This is a genomic window from Pseudomonas sp. SWRI179 (assembly GCF_014268705.1).
GTDB lineage: Bacteria > Pseudomonadota > Gammaproteobacteria > Pseudomonadales > Pseudomonadaceae > Aquipseudomonas > Aquipseudomonas zanjanensis.
In genome coordinates this window covers 1-14,296 of the sequence record NZ_JABWRA010000088.1, presented here as the reverse complement: position 1 = coordinate 14,296, position 14,296 = coordinate 1, and the positions used below count along the sequence as shown (strand labels likewise).

At 59.8% G+C, this 14,296-nt stretch carries 15 protein-coding genes; 11 read left to right on the top strand and 4 right to left on the bottom strand.

Annotated elements, in window-relative coordinates; genetic code table 11:
* Window positions 1–282: 282 nt before the first annotated feature.
* On the top strand, window positions 283–1,146 hold the full coding sequence (locus tag HU767_RS27695; RefSeq protein ID WP_186731020.1) for a LysR family transcriptional regulator: 864 nt from the start codon (window positions 283–285) through the stop codon (window positions 1,144–1,146).
* 150 nt (window positions 1,147–1,296) lie between these two features.
* Here the strand turns inward: HU767_RS27695 and HU767_RS27690 are convergent, their stop codons facing one another.
* Window positions 1,297–1,539, bottom strand: a complete 243-nt coding sequence (locus tag HU767_RS27690) for a DUF465 domain-containing protein (protein ID WP_186731019.1) — start codon at window positions 1,537–1,539, stop codon at window positions 1,297–1,299.
* 217 nt (window positions 1,540–1,756) lie between these two features.
* Here HU767_RS27690 and HU767_RS27685 point away from each other — a divergent pair, with 217 nt between their 5' ends.
* Complete coding sequence (locus tag HU767_RS27685; protein ID WP_186731018.1) at window positions 1,757–2,278, top strand: DUF4142 domain-containing protein; 522 nt, start codon at window positions 1,757–1,759, stop codon at window positions 2,276–2,278.
* Between the two features lie 98 nt (window positions 2,279–2,376).
* Here the strand turns inward: HU767_RS27685 and HU767_RS27680 are convergent, their stop codons facing one another.
* A complete protein-coding gene (locus tag HU767_RS27680; protein ID WP_186731017.1) occupies window positions 2,377–3,162 on the bottom strand; it encodes a pyrroline-5-carboxylate reductase dimerization domain-containing protein in 786 nt (261 codons plus the stop codon).
* Window positions 3,152–3,856 carry a TetR/AcrR family transcriptional regulator gene (locus tag HU767_RS27675; protein ID WP_186731016.1) on the bottom strand — a complete coding sequence of 235 codons (705 nt, stop codon included), beginning with the start codon at window positions 3,854–3,856 and terminating at the stop codon, window positions 3,152–3,154. The genes HU767_RS27680 and HU767_RS27675 overlap by 11 nt, the downstream gene beginning before the upstream one ends.
* A 454-nt stretch (window positions 3,857–4,310) precedes the next feature.
* On the opposite strand from HU767_RS27675, the gene choW reads away from it, so the two are divergent.
* From choW to HU767_RS27645, 6 genes are all read left to right on the top strand, one after another.
* The gene (choW, locus tag HU767_RS27670; RefSeq protein ID WP_186706665.1) at window positions 4,311–5,159 is read left to right on the top strand and encodes a choline ABC transporter permease subunit; all 849 of its coding nucleotides are present in this window, start codon (window positions 4,311–4,313) and stop codon (window positions 5,157–5,159) included.
* Window positions 5,156–6,379, top strand: a complete 1,224-nt coding sequence (choV, locus tag HU767_RS27665) for a choline ABC transporter ATP-binding protein (protein WP_186731015.1) — start codon at window positions 5,156–5,158, stop codon at window positions 6,377–6,379. Before choW ends, choV begins: the two co-directional genes overlap by 4 nt.
* Window positions 6,380–6,406: 27 nt before the next feature.
* A complete protein-coding gene (locus HU767_RS27660; RefSeq protein ID WP_186731014.1) occupies window positions 6,407–7,345 on the top strand; it encodes a LysR substrate-binding domain-containing protein in 939 nt (312 codons plus the stop codon).
* Window positions 7,346–7,484: 139 nt separating this feature from the next.
* Entirely contained in the window at window positions 7,485–8,741 is a 1,257-nt protein-coding gene (locus tag HU767_RS27655) for an aromatic ring-hydroxylating dioxygenase subunit alpha (protein ID WP_186731013.1), read from the top strand.
* A gap of 9 nt (window positions 8,742–8,750) precedes the next feature.
* Window positions 8,751–9,887 (top strand): hybrid-cluster NAD(P)-dependent oxidoreductase, encoded by a 1,137-nt coding sequence (locus HU767_RS27650; protein WP_186731012.1) that lies wholly within the window; start codon window positions 8,751–8,753, stop codon window positions 9,885–9,887.
* Window positions 9,888–9,970: 83 nt separating this feature from the next.
* Window positions 9,971–10,885 carry a LysR substrate-binding domain-containing protein gene (locus HU767_RS27645; RefSeq protein ID WP_186731011.1) on the top strand — a complete coding sequence of 305 codons (915 nt, stop codon included), beginning with the start codon at window positions 9,971–9,973 and terminating at the stop codon, window positions 10,883–10,885.
* Window positions 10,886–10,898: 13 nt separating this feature from the next.
* On the opposite strand, the gene HU767_RS27640 is transcribed toward HU767_RS27645, so the two are convergent.
* Window positions 10,899–11,339, bottom strand: coding sequence for a hotdog fold domain-containing protein (locus HU767_RS27640; protein ID WP_186706660.1), 441 nt, complete (start codon window positions 11,337–11,339; stop codon window positions 10,899–10,901).
* A gap of 163 nt (window positions 11,340–11,502) precedes the next feature.
* Here HU767_RS27640 and HU767_RS27635 point away from each other — a divergent pair, with 163 nt between their 5' ends.
* The 3 genes from HU767_RS27635 to HU767_RS27625 all read left to right on the top strand — a co-directional run bounded on the left by HU767_RS27635 (window position 11,503) and on the right by HU767_RS27625 (window position 14,149).
* On the top strand, window positions 11,503–12,135 hold the full coding sequence (locus HU767_RS27635; protein WP_186706659.1) for a TetR/AcrR family transcriptional regulator: 633 nt from the start codon (window positions 11,503–11,505) through the stop codon (window positions 12,133–12,135).
* A 202-nt stretch (window positions 12,136–12,337) separates the two neighbouring features.
* Complete coding sequence (locus HU767_RS27630) at window positions 12,338–13,288, top strand: glycosyltransferase family 2 protein (protein ID WP_225917562.1); 951 nt, start codon at window positions 12,338–12,340, stop codon at window positions 13,286–13,288.
* A 15-nt stretch (window positions 13,289–13,303) separates the two neighbouring features.
* On the top strand, window positions 13,304–14,149 hold the full coding sequence (locus HU767_RS27625; RefSeq protein WP_202894663.1) for an NAD-dependent epimerase/dehydratase family protein: 846 nt from the start codon (window positions 13,304–13,306) through the stop codon (window positions 14,147–14,149).
* The last annotated feature ends 147 nt before the right edge of the window (window positions 14,150–14,296 follow it).

Genomic DNA, 14,296 nt, shown 5'->3' with positions numbered 1-14,296 from the left:
GCCGTCGAATAACAGCCGGCTTCGAGATCATACTGCTCACTCAAGAACAACAGCCCCCTGTGGCGAGGGGATTTATCCCCGCTGGGCTGCGAAGCAGTCCTAAGGCAGTGAACTCAATCTTCCTGGCACACCGAGTTGCCTGGTTTTGGGACTGCTGCGCAGCCCAGCGGGGATAAATCCCCTCGCCACAATGAATCGCAAAAGCCTTGAGTGAACCGTATGACCGTATCGGGAAGGCATGGCACCTCTTACAATGCCCGCTTCCCCCGCATCGGCCTGACCATGGACATCGACCTCGCCCGCACCTTCCTGGAAATCGTCCGCCACGGCAGTCTCGCCGCAGCGGCCGAGAAGCTGCACGTGACCCAGACGGCAATCACCGCCCGGGTCCAGAAGCTCGAAAGCCAGCTCGGCTGCGCGCTGTTCGTGCGCAACCGCGCCGGCGCGCGCTTGACCACCGACGGCGAGGCCTTCGTGGTCTACGCCAACCAGCTCGTGCAAACCTGGGAAGCGGCCCGCCGGGACCTGCCATTGCCCGAGGGCTATCGCAACGTCTTGCACCTGGGTGGCGAGGTCAGCCTGTGCAACCCGTTGATGCTGGCCTGGGCCGGTGCACTGCGCGAGAAAATTCCCGGTCATGCCTTGCGCATGGACATCCGCGACGGCGAAAAGCTGCTGCAGCAATTGGAACTGGGGCTGCTGGATGCGGCGGTGGTCTATCAGCCCGAATACTGGCCACGCCTGCAAGTGGAACAATTGCTGGAAGAAAAACTCATCCTGGTGCGCCTGGCCGCCCGTCCCGACCCCTACGTGTACATCGATTGGAGCGCGGATTTCCGACGCCAACACGACACCGCGCTACCGGACAAGGCCAAGGCCGCGGTGACCTTCAACCTCGGTCCCCTGGCCCTGCAATACATCCTCGAAAAGGGTGGCAGCGGCTACTTCCGCACACGGGTCGTGCAGAGCTACCTGGACAGCGGCATCCTGGAGCGGGTGCCCAAGGCGCCGGAGTTCAACTACCCGACCTACCTGGTGTATTCCAGGGACCGGGATTCGGCGGCGTTGCAGCAGGCGTTCGAAGTGCTGCGGGAGATCGTCAGGACCGGTAGCGACTGGTCCCAGCGCTGGGATCCGTTGACCTGACGGTTGTGTTGCGCCTGCCTGACATGAGGCCTGTGGTGGCCAGAGAGATTGCTCCCGCTCGATGCGCAGCGCTCACGAGATCCAGGGGCTGCTACGCAGCCCAGCGGGAGCAAGCTCCCTCGCCACAAAAGTCCTCACAAGCAGTCGGCGCTATGGCTCGCTCTTCATGTGAGCCATGATCTCGTCCTTGATCAGCAATCGCTTCTTCTTGAGCGTCTCCAGGACTTCGTCGGGCAGCACGGCGGAGGATGGCTTCTCGGCGTCGACCACTTCGGCATCCAGTTCGGAGTATTTTTGAAGTAACGAGTCGAGCCTTGGATTCTCGGCCCGTCTTTGCTTGATGTGGTCTTTTGTGCAGTTGAGATCCTGGCACAAATCGTGGGACACCGGCATGGAACACCTCCTTTGATGGATCGGTGGCAGGCGTCCTTTCGACGCCCATCGATTATCAGGATGGCCTCGTCGACGGGGTTCTGTCGACCGCCAATCCGACCAGCGGTGACCGTTCGTCGTACCGTCGCGCATTGCGATCAAACCTTTGCCAACGCACCGCTCTCCATTGATCAGTGACCACAAGAATCACTTGTACAACCTGTGTGGAGACTTACCTATGGACAGATTTACCCTGCGTCAACTCGGCCTGGCAGTTGCCCTGAGTACCAGCATGGGCATGGCATGGGCCGCGACTTCAGATGACTTTGTCGACAACGCGGCGGCCGGTGGCATTGCGGAAATCGAAACCAGCAAGCTGGCCTTGCAAAAAAGCCAATCGGCGGACATCAAGGCGTTCGCCAACAAGATGATCACCGACCACACCAAGGCCAATGAAGAGCTGAAGGCGCTGGCTCAGAAACATGACATCCAGGTACCCGACGACACCACGTTGATGAAAAAAGCCAAGGCGAAGATTCTCGACGTGCGCGATGAGTCTTTTGATCCAGCCTTCGCCAACAATCAGGTCAAGGCCCACGAAGAAACCATCGAGCTGTTCAAGAAAGAAGCCAACACCGTTACCGACGACAAGAAAGCTGGCAGTACCGAACTCAAGGCGTTCGCCCAGAAGATGCTGCCGGACCTGCAACATCACCTGGATGAAGCCAAGAAACTTCAGGCTGCTCACCCAAGCAAGTAACGGCAAGCCCGTCCCTTGAGCCGCCATAGGGCTCGCTCAAGAAAAAACGGCGCTTCTTCCAATAGAGGAAGGCGCCGTTTTTGTATCTCGAATTCTTATCAGGCCTGAAGCCCCTTGCGAGCCACCGCGGCACCGGCCTGCAACGCCCTCCCCACCTGCTCTTCGAAATCCCCCTGGCTCATCATCTGCAAGGCTGCGGCCGTGACGCCCCGATAAGCCACCAAGGCGTCGATCATCTGCTGGGGGTCACGATTGGCCAGCAGTTGGCTGCTGTTGACCACGACATTTTTTGCGGCCATCTGCGCGATGTCGCCAGGTATGCCGGCCAGCATCGCCTGACGGGCCAGGGCCGTCATCAGCAAGGCCGGAAAAGCCGGGCCGGTGCCCGAGAGCGCAGAGAGGTAATCGATGAAGTCCTCTTGCTGGACTTCTGCCGCGGTGCCTACGCATTCGAACACACGCTGCACCAGGTTTTTCGTTGCCGCTCCTACCCCGGTCGAACAATACCAAGGCGTAAAGGACTGCTCGATTTCCACCGCCGCGTTGGGCATCGCCCGCACGATCGCTGAAGCTGACGTCTGCGCTGCAATCATCTGGGCCGTAATCCCGGCCATCAATGAAATCACGATTTTGCCCGTCGCATCGATGCCCAGGCTGGCGAAATGCTCGGGGCGTACCGCGATGATCACGACGTCGCTGCGATCCACCAACCGTTGGTTGTCCGTGACCAGGCGAGCGCCTTGCTCAGCCAACGGATGGTTGCCGGAGCGATTGGAAATGATCAGGTTCCCCGCCGGCACCAGTCCCTTGGCCAGGACCGCCCTGGCAATCGCGCCGCCCAACCAGCCGGTGCCGCCAATGATCCCCACGGTCTCATTGATCATCGCCGTTGCCTTCGAACGTGTCGGTCAAGGGCACAAAGACCCCGGGCTCTTTTTCGGCATAGCCGAACTTCCCGTAGAAACGATCCAACTCACGCTGTTTGGGGACCTTGCCGGTAAAGATGCTCACGTAATGTGGGATGCGCTGGAAGCGCACGGTGATCAGCTCCGTGGTGTTCATGGTGATGTAGCCGATCTGCGTCAGGTAGATCGTTCGGGCCCGTGCATCCGCCCCTTGGGTGTCGTAGCCAAAGCGCTTGAACATGCTCGCCAGGGCATTCATGCGCTGCTCGTCCACCACCGCCACCTCCTGGGCTACTTCCGCGGACTGAAGCGCCCAACTGCGCACGGCGAATTCGAATTGCGAGTCGAACAATTGCGGATTGAGCCAGCACTCGAACACATTCAGGATCGCCTCGGAAATGCTTTCGGCATAGCTTTCACTTTGCCGTATGAGTCCCCCTGTATTGGTCTCCCGCCAACGCGACAGCAACGCCGCCAGCAGTTGCTCGCGATCCTCGAAAAACCAGTAGAAGCTGGTGCGTGACAAGCCCAGGCGCTTGGCCAGCGGCATGACCCGCACCGCATCGATGCCCGACTCCTTGAGGGCCTCATAGGCCGCTTCCAGCCAACCCTCCGGCGAGCCCCGCCAGCCCGCGTCCTGGGCCTTGCCACGTGCCTTTCCTACCTGGGGCATCCTGCATACCTTCTTCAATCATGCGTAGCGCGAATGTACTTGGATGACCGCTGAATGTACACCCAAGTACATTTAATCGACTTTTTTGGCCCAGAAGTGGCGAATCATTGATGATAAAAACTCATGAGGCACTGATTTAAAATGGTTTGTCAGCCAAAGGCACCTGGATAACTATCTCCCACAGGCAACGGACTCCAAACCAAAACAACAACGAGCCGCCATTATGAATCTTGCAGTGCACTCCTTTGGAAAACCCTCGACATCCGGCCAAAGAAAGCCGGGGCGACTGGCGTTGTCACACGCTTCTTCTGTTACCCCTTCCCTGCCCAAACTTCGATAGCTGCTGACGCGACGCCTCGCGCAGTCGTTTTGCGTTGCCTGCGAACCTGGCACGCGAAGCGGCGCCCGGGCGGTTGCTGGCGTGCGGTTTCTTTCCATCAGCCGGATCAGTGATATGTGGATGACACAAGAGAAGCTTCCCCTGGGCGAACACATCGCTCGGTATGTCGAATGGTTGACTCAACATGGCGCCGGTATTTTCGACGCCATCTCGCTGTCGCTGTCGGGTGTGATCACCGCGTTTACCACCGCACTCCTGTGGTTCAACCCCTTGGCGTTGATTGCTGTTTTCGCCCTGCTCGCCTACTACATCCAACGCAAGGTGAGCCTCACCCTCTTCGTCACCTTCGCCTTCCTGCTGATCTTCAACCTCGGTTACTGGCAAGAGACCATGGAGACCCTCGCCCAAGTGACCTTCGCCACACTCGTTTGCGTGGTCATCGGTGTACCGCTGGGCATTGTTGCCGCGCACAAACCGATGTTCTACACACTGATGCGTCCGGTACTCGATCTGATGCAGACCGTACCGACCTTCGTTTACCTCATTCCTACGCTGACGCTATTCGGTCTGGGTGTGGTCCCGGGCCTGATCTCAACGGTGGTATTCGCCATCGCCGCCCCCATTCGCCTGACCTACCTGGGCATCCGCGATGTCCCGGAAGAACTGATGGATGCCGGCAAGGCCTTCGGCTGTTCGCGCCGCCAATTATTGGCGCGCATCGAACTGCCCCACGCCATGCCCAGCATCGCCGCCGGCATCACCCAATGCATCATGCTGTCACTGTCCATGGTGGTGATCGCCGCCCTCGTGGGCGCCGACGGGCTTGGCAAGCCGGTGGTCAATGCGCTGAACACCGCCGATATCTCGATGGGTTTCGAAGCGGGCCTTGCCATCGTGCTGCTGGCGATCACGCTCGACCGCATCTGCAAGCAACGTGAAACCCTGAAAAGAGGTGACGTATGAGCATCATCCGTTTTGAAGACGTCGACGTCATCTTCGCCGCCCGCCCGAAGCCTGCCCTGGATCTGCTCGACCAAGGCTTTTCCCGTCCGGAGATTCTTCAGAAAACCGGTTTGATCGTCGGCGTGGAGAAAGCCAACCTGGAGATCAACAAAGGTGAGATCTGCGTGCTGATGGGCCTGTCCGGCTCCGGCAAGTCCAGCCTGCTGCGCTGCATCAACGGGCTGAACACCGTCAGTCGCGGCAAACTGTTCGTCGAACACCAAGGCCGGCAGATCGACATCGCCGTTTGCACCCCCGCCGAGCTGAAAATGATGCGCACCCAACGCATCGCCATGGTGTTCCAGAAGTTCGCCCTGATGCCCTGGCTGACAGTGCGCGAGAACATCAGCTTCGGCCTGGAAATGCAGGGCCGCCCGGAAAAGGAACGGCGCAAGCTGGTGGATGAAAAACTCGAGCTGGTGGGCTTGACCCAATGGCGCAATAAAAAACCCCATGAGCTGTCCGGTGGCATGCAGCAACGGGTCGGCCTGGCCCGCGCCCTGGCGATGGACGCCGACATCCTGCTGATGGACGAACCCTTCTCCGCCCTCGACCCACTGATCCGCCAAGGCTTGCAGGATGAGTTGCTCGACCTGCAGCGCAAGCTGCACAAGACCATCGTGTTCGTCAGCCATGACCTGGACGAAGCCCTGAAGCTGGGCACGCGCATCGCCATCATGAAAGACGGCAAGATCATCCAGTACAGCAAGCCTGAAGAGATCGTACTGAACCCGGCCGACGACTACGTGCGCAACTTTGTCGCCCACACCAATCCGTTGAATGTGCTGTGCGCGAAAAGCTTGATGACCCCGCTGGGCCAGTGCGTTTTCGCCCGCGACGAATATTGCCTGGATACGGCTCAAAACCTGTGGATGGTGGTCACTGCGCAGCGTCATTTGAGCAGCGTGCGAAAAGGCGCCACGACCGCACACGTCCAATCCTGGAATCCGACCCAGGCAATCGGGACCTTGGCTCGGCAACCGACGTGCGTGCCGCCGACCACTACCATGCGCGACGCCCTGCAGATCCGCTACGAAACCGGCCACCCCCTCATCGTGCAGGACGAGGCCGGTACCGTCCTGGGCATCGTGGGCGACGGTGAACTGTATCGGGCACTGCTGGGGCATAACCTGTCACACCCGGGGTTTGCTGAACCCGCAGCAGAATCTTCGGTGGCGTAACTCACGGCACGGCGTTGGAACACTCCTATGCAACCCAGCGATATCGATAAAAAGGTCAAGGGCTATCGGCGGCTGATACCGTCGATGACGGCGCTGCTGGAGTTCGAGGCGGTGGCGCGGCTGGCCAGCTTCACCCTGGCGGCCCAGGAACTGGGCGTGACCCAGGCGGCCGTCAGCAAACAGATCCGGTTGTTGGAAGAGACCCTGGAGACCAAGCTGTTCCATCGCCTTCATCGAGCGATCAAGCTGACTCATGAAGGTTATGTCCTGCACCTGGTCGTCGCGGAGTCCATACACCGCATGGCCAGTGTCTTCGACAAGATTGCCGAGGGTATTGGTGAGCAGGAGATCACCATCGCCTGCACCGAGGCGTTTTCGCACTTGCGAATACTCCCCAGGTTGACCGCGCTACGCACCCTGCAACCCAAGCTGAAATTGCGCTTGCTGACGCAGCAGGTCTCGCCCAGTTCATATCGCGATGACGTCGACCTGGCCATCCGTTTCGGCAATGGAAAATGGGAGGACGGAAGCTCGATTTTCCTCTTTGACGAAGAAGTCTTTCCCGTGTGTTCGCCGGCTTGGCTGGCCGCCAATCCGGCCCCTTCCTCCATTGCCGATTTTCTGGACTCGGCGCTGATTGACTCCGATTCCACCCTGGAAGGCTGGATGACCTGGAACCGTTGGTGCCGGGAACTCGGGGATATGCGCCCCAAGCTCAATTATTCATTTCGCTGCAGTTCCTACAACGATGCGATCCAGGCGGCCATGCAGGGCCATGGCATTGCGCTGGGCTGGAGCCGGCTGATCGCGCACCGACTCAACAGCGGTGAGCTGATCAGAATCACGCCCTATGGGGTCAAGCCAAAAGACGCTTATTACCTGATCATTCCAAGCGGTCGCAAACGTGAGTCCATCACCCAGGCACTGATCGACTGGCTGACCGATGACAGCTACCTAAACCACTGATTATCAAGACGTTAAAGACCACTTCCAGGCATAACGCAAAGTTATGCGAACGTGAAAATAAAGCGCGTTGACGGTCTTATTGCACCTTCCCAAACTGTACTTGCCGCCTGATCAACCTTGAGTTTGAGCGAGACCCATAATGACTATTAATGCCGTGAAAACCCATCGTGCACTTCTGACCGACCGCACTCCCGGTCATGGCATGCCGGGTGGTTTGTTTGGTCGCCAGGATGTTTTTGAAACCGACGTCGAGATCTTTTTCACCCAGCATTGGATTTTGGTGGGGGTCACCAGCGACGTCCCCGAACCCGGTGATGTCTCCACCCTCGATATCGGCAAGTCATCCATCCTCCTGGTGCGCGACGATGACGAGCAGGTGCAGGCCTTTCGCAATGTCTGCCGGCACCGCGGGGCTCGCTTGAAGCAGGCCGGCAAGTCGACGGTGGGCATGCTGGTCTGCCCCTACCACCAGTGGACGTACGACCTCGACGGTAGCCTGAAACATGCAGCGCACATGGGGCAGGCCTTCGACCCAAAGTGCAAAAGCCTGATTCCCGTGCACACTCGGGTTGTCGGCACCCATGTCTTCGTCTGCCTGGGCGACGAACCGCCAGAAGACATCCAGTACCTCGATCAGGTCATGACACCGCGTTTCGCTCAATATGACATCGCCCGTTCAAAAATCGCCTTCGAATCGGAAATCATCGAGAACGGCAATTGGAAACTGGTGATCGAGAATAACCGCGAGTGTTATCACTGCGCAGCCACTCACCCGGAATTGACCGCCTCGTTCCTGCCCGAAGATTTCGGTTTCTGCACCGATGGCCTGGGGGAGGACTCACTCCAGGCGCTGGCGGAGTATCACCGCCGCAATGCCGAGACCAAGGCCAACTGGGAGCGCGAAGGTTATATCTGCGACGCCGTCGAACATCTAGGTGAAAACGCCGTGACCCAGTTCCGCTCGCAGCGGCTGGCCATTGCCGGCAACGGCGAATCCCAGACCCTGGACACCCGTGTGGCGTGCACCCGGCTGTTCGGCGACCTCACTCGCCGCGACTTGGGCGACATGCATTTCTGGACCCACAACTCGTGGACCCATGTCATGAGCGACCACGCCGTGGTTTCCTACATCATCCCGCTGGCGCCCGACAAAACCCTGGTGCGCAGCAAATGGCTGGTCCATGCCGACGCGGTCGAAGGCGTCGACTACCACTTGGATAAGCTGACCGAAGTCTGGGTCGCGACCAACCTGCAGGACGCCAGCCTCGTCGGCATCACCCACAGCGGCACCCAGGATCCGGCCTACACGCCCGGCCCGTTCTCGGCCTTTACCGAAACCTATGTCGACCAGTTCTCGCGCTGGTACGCGGCGCGCCTCGCCGCCCACGGCGTGTGAGGAATGAACATGACGACTTACGAACACCTGACGCGCCCTGGAAACGCCAGCGCGGTCCAGCGTTTCACTGACCCGGCCACCTGGGGCACGTTCGGTGCGCAGTGGCACAGCGGCGAGCAGAAAACCCTGCAATGCTGCGCCGTGCGCCAGGAGACCCACGATGTCAGGACGTTCATTTTTCGCTGTGCGGACTTCAGCGCCCTGAGTTTCGAGCCCGGTCAATTCATCACGATCTCGCCGGTCATTGGCGGGCAAACCATTGCCCGCTGCTACACCCTGTCGTCCTCCCCGACCCGGCCCTTCGCATTTTCCATCACCGTCAAACGCGTACCGGGGGGCGTGGTGTCGAACTGGCTGCATGACAACCTCAAGCCCGGCGATAGCCTGAAGGCGTCCGGCCCAGCGGGCTGCTTTACGCCGGTCGACCATCCGGCCAACAAGTTGTTGTACCTATCCGCCGGCTCCGGCGTGACGCCGTTGATGTCGATTACCCGGGCCGCCTGCGACATGGCTGGCAACCTCGATATCGTATTCGTGCACAGCGCCCGCACGCCCACCGACATCATCTTCCATGGGGAATTGACGCACATGCAGGCAGCCATGCCGGGGCTGCGGGTCATCAATATTTGCGAAGGGCTTGGCGACACCACGCAATGGCAGCAACCGATAGGCCGGCTCGACTTGTCGTTGCTGAGCCAGCAAGTGCCGGACTACAAGGAGCGGGAGATCTTCACCTGCGGTCCCCAGGGGTACATGGAAGCGGTCAAGTCGCTGCTCAGGGAAGCGGCGTTCGATTTCGCCCACTACCATCAGGAAAGCTTCGACATTGCCGCACTGAATGAGCAACCGTTGCTCCAGCAGACCGCTTCGCTCGATCAACCAGCCGAGTTCACGGTGACCCTGTCGCGCTCCGGCAAGACATTCAGCATGCCGGCCAATCAGACCGTGCTGTCCGCCGCCAAGAAAGCCGGCGCCATCGTGCCCTCCTCCTGCAGCCAGGGCGTCTGTGGTACCTGCAAGACCGCCCTGCTCCAGGGCACGGTGGACATGAACCACAACGGCGGCATCCGGCAGCGGGAAATCGACAAGGGCCTGCGTTTGCTGTGCTGCAGCAAGCCCACTTCCGACTTGGTCCTTGATCTTTAGCCGTTCCTCGCTAATTAGGTAGTCACTGCACGCCGGCTTCTGCACAATCTCTGTGCGCCTAACACTGATAAGACTGAAGCCTGATGAAACTGCAACCCTTGCCGCCCCTCAACAGCCTGGTGGCGTTCGAGGCCGCCGCCCGCCACTTGAGCTTCACCATGGCGGCACGGGAACTGAACGTCACCCAAGGCGCCATCAGCCGCCAGGTACGCTTGCTCGAAGATTACCTGGGCACGGCACTGTTCACCCGCACGACCCGGGAGATCAACCTCACCGCCACCGGCAGCCAGTATTACGAAAGCGTGCGCGACACGCTGCAGCACATCGCCCAGGCCACCGCGGGCATACGCCATTGGCAAGGTGCGCAGCAAGTCACGGTGGTCACCAGCACGGCGATGGCGTCGCTATGGCTGCTGCCGCTGGTGTCGCAGTTCCAGCGCCAGAACGAGGAGATTGACCTGCGCATCATCGCGACGGATCAAGTCAGTGATTTTTCCCGGCTCGACTGTGACCTGGCGCTGTATTACTGCAGCACGCCGCCAAAAAACATGAAAGTCACGCCGCTGTTCAACGAGGAGATTTTCCCGGTGTGCAGCCCCGCTTATCTGGCGCAACACCCGGAAATCGAGACACTGGAGCAATTGGGTGGATGCACTTGGTTGTGGCTGGAAGACCAGCACAGCGACTGGATTGGCTGGAAGGAATGGTTCCAGCGTCTTGGCTACCCAGCGCCAGAACCTCGACGGCGCATCAATATCAACAGCTACGCCATGCTGATCCAATCGGCCCTGGCTGGCCAAGGGATCGCCCTGGCGTGGTCGGGCCTGCTCAGCAATCACCTGCAAACCGGCAACCTGGTGCGGCCAACGCATGCCATCCTGCGCACCGACGCGCAGTTCTGCCTGCTGGAACCCCAAGGCCGGGCCCCGAACAGACAAAGCGTCAACCGCTTCCGCCAGTGGCTGATGGCCCATCTGGCAGAAACGGTCGACGCTTGATGGGCCGGGCGATCTAGCCGATTTTCACGTTCATGGTGATGCGCGCCGTAAAGACCTTTATCCCCGCCTCGTCGAAGATCTCGACCGGGACAATCTTGTCGCCCGAAGTCTGCCAGTCGATATCGCTACCGTCGGCAATCGCGTGGATGGACGTCTTGGCCTTGGCCAGGTATTCGACAGTCATGCCTTTGGGAATCCAGCGAGCGCCACTGGGGATGGACACCTCGGTCATCATGCCGCCGGCCAGCTCTGCCGCGTTACACAGTGCGATGGCGTGAACGGAGGCCAGGTGATTGGTGATTTCCTTGCGAAACGGCACCTTCACTTCGCCGCGACCGGGGGCCAACACCGAAATTTCCGGGTTGATGGTGCCGAAGTACGGGGCCATCTGGCAGGCCATATTGCTGAACGCGGACGGACCGACGCTTTGGTACATGCTGAGAGTCTGGCTCATGGGGTATCTCTGGTCAGGTGGGCTTGAGTCATGAACAGAACATTACTCCATTACAGAATATCGCTCTGTTACAGAACAATATTCTGTAATCTGCTACCCTGTCAATCGCTCGTGCCAAGCCTTCGTTTCAATTAACATGGCCCCTTTTTGCCTGGGCCGAAAAATGGAACCTGTCGATCTCCTCGAGCGCTGTTACCCAGGGCGTCGTGCCGAGTCCAAGCGGCATATCCTTCGATGTGCCTTGGCGCTGTTCAACCAACAGGGCATCGAAGCGACCACCATCGATATCATCCGTGCCGAAAGCGAGATGAGCGTGGGGGCCATTTATCACCATTTCGAGAACAAGGAAGGCTTGGTCGCGGCGTTGTACATGACCGCCCTGGACGATCAGGCGCGACTCAGGGACAGCTACCTCGGCGCTGTCACGTCGACCCGGGAGTGGGTGCATGCCCTGGTGTTCAGCTACGTGGATTGGGTGGTCAGCCAACCCGATTGGGCACGGTTCCAATACCAGGCGCGCTTTGCCGTCGCGCGCAGCAGCTTCAACGAGCGGCTCGCCGAGGCGAATCTGGCCAGGAACGCCGAACTGAAGAAATGGTTCAGTGACCCGGCCCACCAGCAGGATCTGCAGGACCTGCCTTTCGAGCTGATTCCCTCACTGATCATCGGTTCGGCGGAAAGCTACTGCCGCGCCTGGCTCTCCGGCCGCGTCAAACGCAGCCCTGAAGGCTACCGGCAGCAGTTGGCCGAGGCCGCCTGGCGTGCCGTTGGCATGCACGCCGGCACCTCGTCCTGAAGGTTCTGAGCCACCCGAACAGATTCATTGCATAGCGGCCCAGCCCTAGTGGCCTGTGTGGCTAATTCGAGTACAGGCCACTAGTTGCGCGTCATCGGCATGGAGCGATGACCGGAAGTGGTCGAAGCCCACGGACCTGCTATCTTGAATACAAACCTGAGTAGTTGCGATCCCATACGTATCCAGGTTTGTACAGGGAGTAATGAAGTTGGAAGCAGTGGAACTGCTCGCTATTGATGAATGGGCACCATCATTTCTACCTGGCGATTGTGATGTGGTTATCGTCAACTACAACGCCGGTGAACTTTTGTTGGCAAGTGTAGGGTCGGCCTTTGCCGCCGGGGCTTCCCGCGTGATCGTGGTGGATAACAACTCCCACGATGACAGCCTGGTGCAGTTGGAGCGAATCCACCCTGCCGGCGACTCGCTTCAGATCGTCCGCAATGCCGCCAACCTCGGCTTCGCCGTGGCGTGCAATCAAGGTGCTCGCCTGTCTGCGGCCCCCAACGTTTTTTTCTTGAACCCGGACACCGAACTGGCCGCCAATGCCATGGACCGCATGCTGCAGGCACTGCGCAGCTCGCCCGAAATCGGCATGGTCGGAGGTTTCCTGTGCAATCCGGACGGCAGCGAGCAAGCCGGTGGACGCCGCGTGTTTCCAACACCCAGGCGCGCCTTCATGCGGGCCTTTGGGCTTTCGCGGCTCGCGGCGCTTTTCCCGTCGGTGTTGTCGGATTTTTTATTGCACAAGGAGCCACTCCCCAGTGCGCCCATTGTCGTTGAAGCCATCTCCGGGGCTTGCATGCTGGTCAAGCGCGAAGCGATCGAGAGCGTCGGGCTGTGGGACGAAGACTATTTCCTTCATTGCGAGGACCTGGACTGGTGCATGCGCTTCCATCAGGCCGGCTGGCGCGTACTGTTCGTGCCGAATGCCCGGGTGATGCATGTGTTCGGCGGTTGCAGTCGTGATCGACCTTATTTCGTCGAATGGCACAAACATTTGGGGTTCCTGCGTTTCTATCGCAAATTTTTCCGTCGTAAATACCCTGCCATCCTGTGGATCAGCGTGGTGATCGGGGTCTGGTTTCGATTCAGCCTGGTGGTCCTTCGCCACGCCACCACCCGGCTTAAGCATGCATGGGACCTTCGATAATTGCGGATAGGCGTATTGGGCTGCACCAGCCTCCTGGGCGAGCGCGTCCTGCCATTGCTGGCCCAAGCCGGTCACTCGACGAACGCCTTTGCCCGAAGCCTGCCCAGCGTGTCCTGCCCCGGCGTCACCTGGCGAAAGGCTGACGACTGGCACGGACTGGCGCTGGAGACCTTCCTGTCATTCGCGCCCCTCTGGGTGCTGCCCGACTATCTGCAGCGCCTTGCCAGCACCCAGGTCAAACGTGTTGTTGTCCTCTCATCCACCAGCCGCTTTGCCAAGCACGCATCGCCCGACGCTCGGGAACGGGACGTGGCGCAACGCTTGATACGTGCAGAAGAACAGCTTGAGCAGTGGGCGGTCGAACAGCAAATCGAATGGGTGATCCTGCGACCGACCCTGATCTATGGTTTTGGCCGCGACAAGAACATTTCGGAAATCGCGCGGTTCATTCAACGCTTCGGATTTTTCCCACTGATCGGAGGCGGCACCGGGTTGCGCCAGCCGGTGCATGGGGATGACGTCATCCAGGCGTGCCTGTCCGCCGTGAGCACGCCTGACCTGCTCAGTGGCGCCTATAACCTCTCGGGGGGAGAGGTCCTGCCTTATTGCACCATGGTCAGGCGCGTATTCCAGGCCATGGGACGCCCGGAGCGAACACCGCCCCTCCCTGCCCCGGTATTGAGCCGGGCCGTTTCGATCATGCGCTGCCTGCCGCGCTACCGGCATCTTTCCAGCGCGCTGGTGGGGCGGATGAATGAAGATCTGGTGTTCGACCATTCCCACGCCAGTGATCGACTTGGCTTTGCGCCCAGGGCGTTTCAACTGATGGATGAGGACTTGCCTGGGCGCAGAGGCTGCTGACGGCGGTGGGTCAGCTGCATGTATGTTGAGTTGGCGGGCCTCATCGCGAGCAGGCTCGCTCCCACAGGGGGACTGGGTGCATATGAATTTTGTGCCTACCGAGAATCCAATGTGGGAGCGAGCCTGCTCGCGATAGCGGTGTGTCAG

Excerpts from the sequence above, each read along its gene's own strand:
- HU767_RS27695 (WP_186731020.1), top strand. The coding sequence starts at position 283 with ATGGACATCGACCTCGCCCGCACCTTCCTGGAAATCGTCCGCCACGGC.
- HU767_RS27690 (WP_186731019.1), bottom strand. The coding sequence starts at position 1,539 with ATGCCGGTGTCCCACGATTTGTGCCAGGATCTCAACTGCACAAAAGAC.
- HU767_RS27685 (WP_186731018.1), top strand. The coding sequence starts at position 1,757 with ATGGACAGATTTACCCTGCGTCAACTCGGCCTGGCAGTTGCCCTGAGT.
- HU767_RS27680 (WP_186731017.1), bottom strand. The coding sequence starts at position 3,162 with ATGATCAATGAGACCGTGGGGATCATTGGCGGCACCGGCTGGTTGGGC.
- HU767_RS27675 (WP_186731016.1), bottom strand. The coding sequence starts at position 3,856 with ATGCCCCAGGTAGGAAAGGCACGTGGCAAGGCCCAGGACGCGGGCTGG.
- choW (WP_186706665.1), top strand. The coding sequence starts at position 4,311 with ATGTGGATGACACAAGAGAAGCTTCCCCTGGGCGAACACATCGCTCGG.
- choV (WP_186731015.1), top strand. The coding sequence starts at position 5,156 with ATGAGCATCATCCGTTTTGAAGACGTCGACGTCATCTTCGCCGCCCGC.
- HU767_RS27660 (WP_186731014.1), top strand. The coding sequence starts at position 6,407 with ATGCAACCCAGCGATATCGATAAAAAGGTCAAGGGCTATCGGCGGCTG.
- HU767_RS27655 (WP_186731013.1), top strand. The coding sequence starts at position 7,485 with ATGACTATTAATGCCGTGAAAACCCATCGTGCACTTCTGACCGACCGC.
- HU767_RS27650 (WP_186731012.1), top strand. The coding sequence starts at position 8,751 with ATGACGACTTACGAACACCTGACGCGCCCTGGAAACGCCAGCGCGGTC.
- HU767_RS27645 (WP_186731011.1), top strand. The coding sequence starts at position 9,971 with ATGAAACTGCAACCCTTGCCGCCCCTCAACAGCCTGGTGGCGTTCGAG.
- HU767_RS27640 (WP_186706660.1), bottom strand. The coding sequence starts at position 11,339 with ATGAGCCAGACTCTCAGCATGTACCAAAGCGTCGGTCCGTCCGCGTTC.
- HU767_RS27635 (WP_186706659.1), top strand. The coding sequence starts at position 11,503 with ATGGAACCTGTCGATCTCCTCGAGCGCTGTTACCCAGGGCGTCGTGCC.
- HU767_RS27630 (WP_225917562.1), top strand. The coding sequence starts at position 12,338 with ATGAAGTTGGAAGCAGTGGAACTGCTCGCTATTGATGAATGGGCACCA.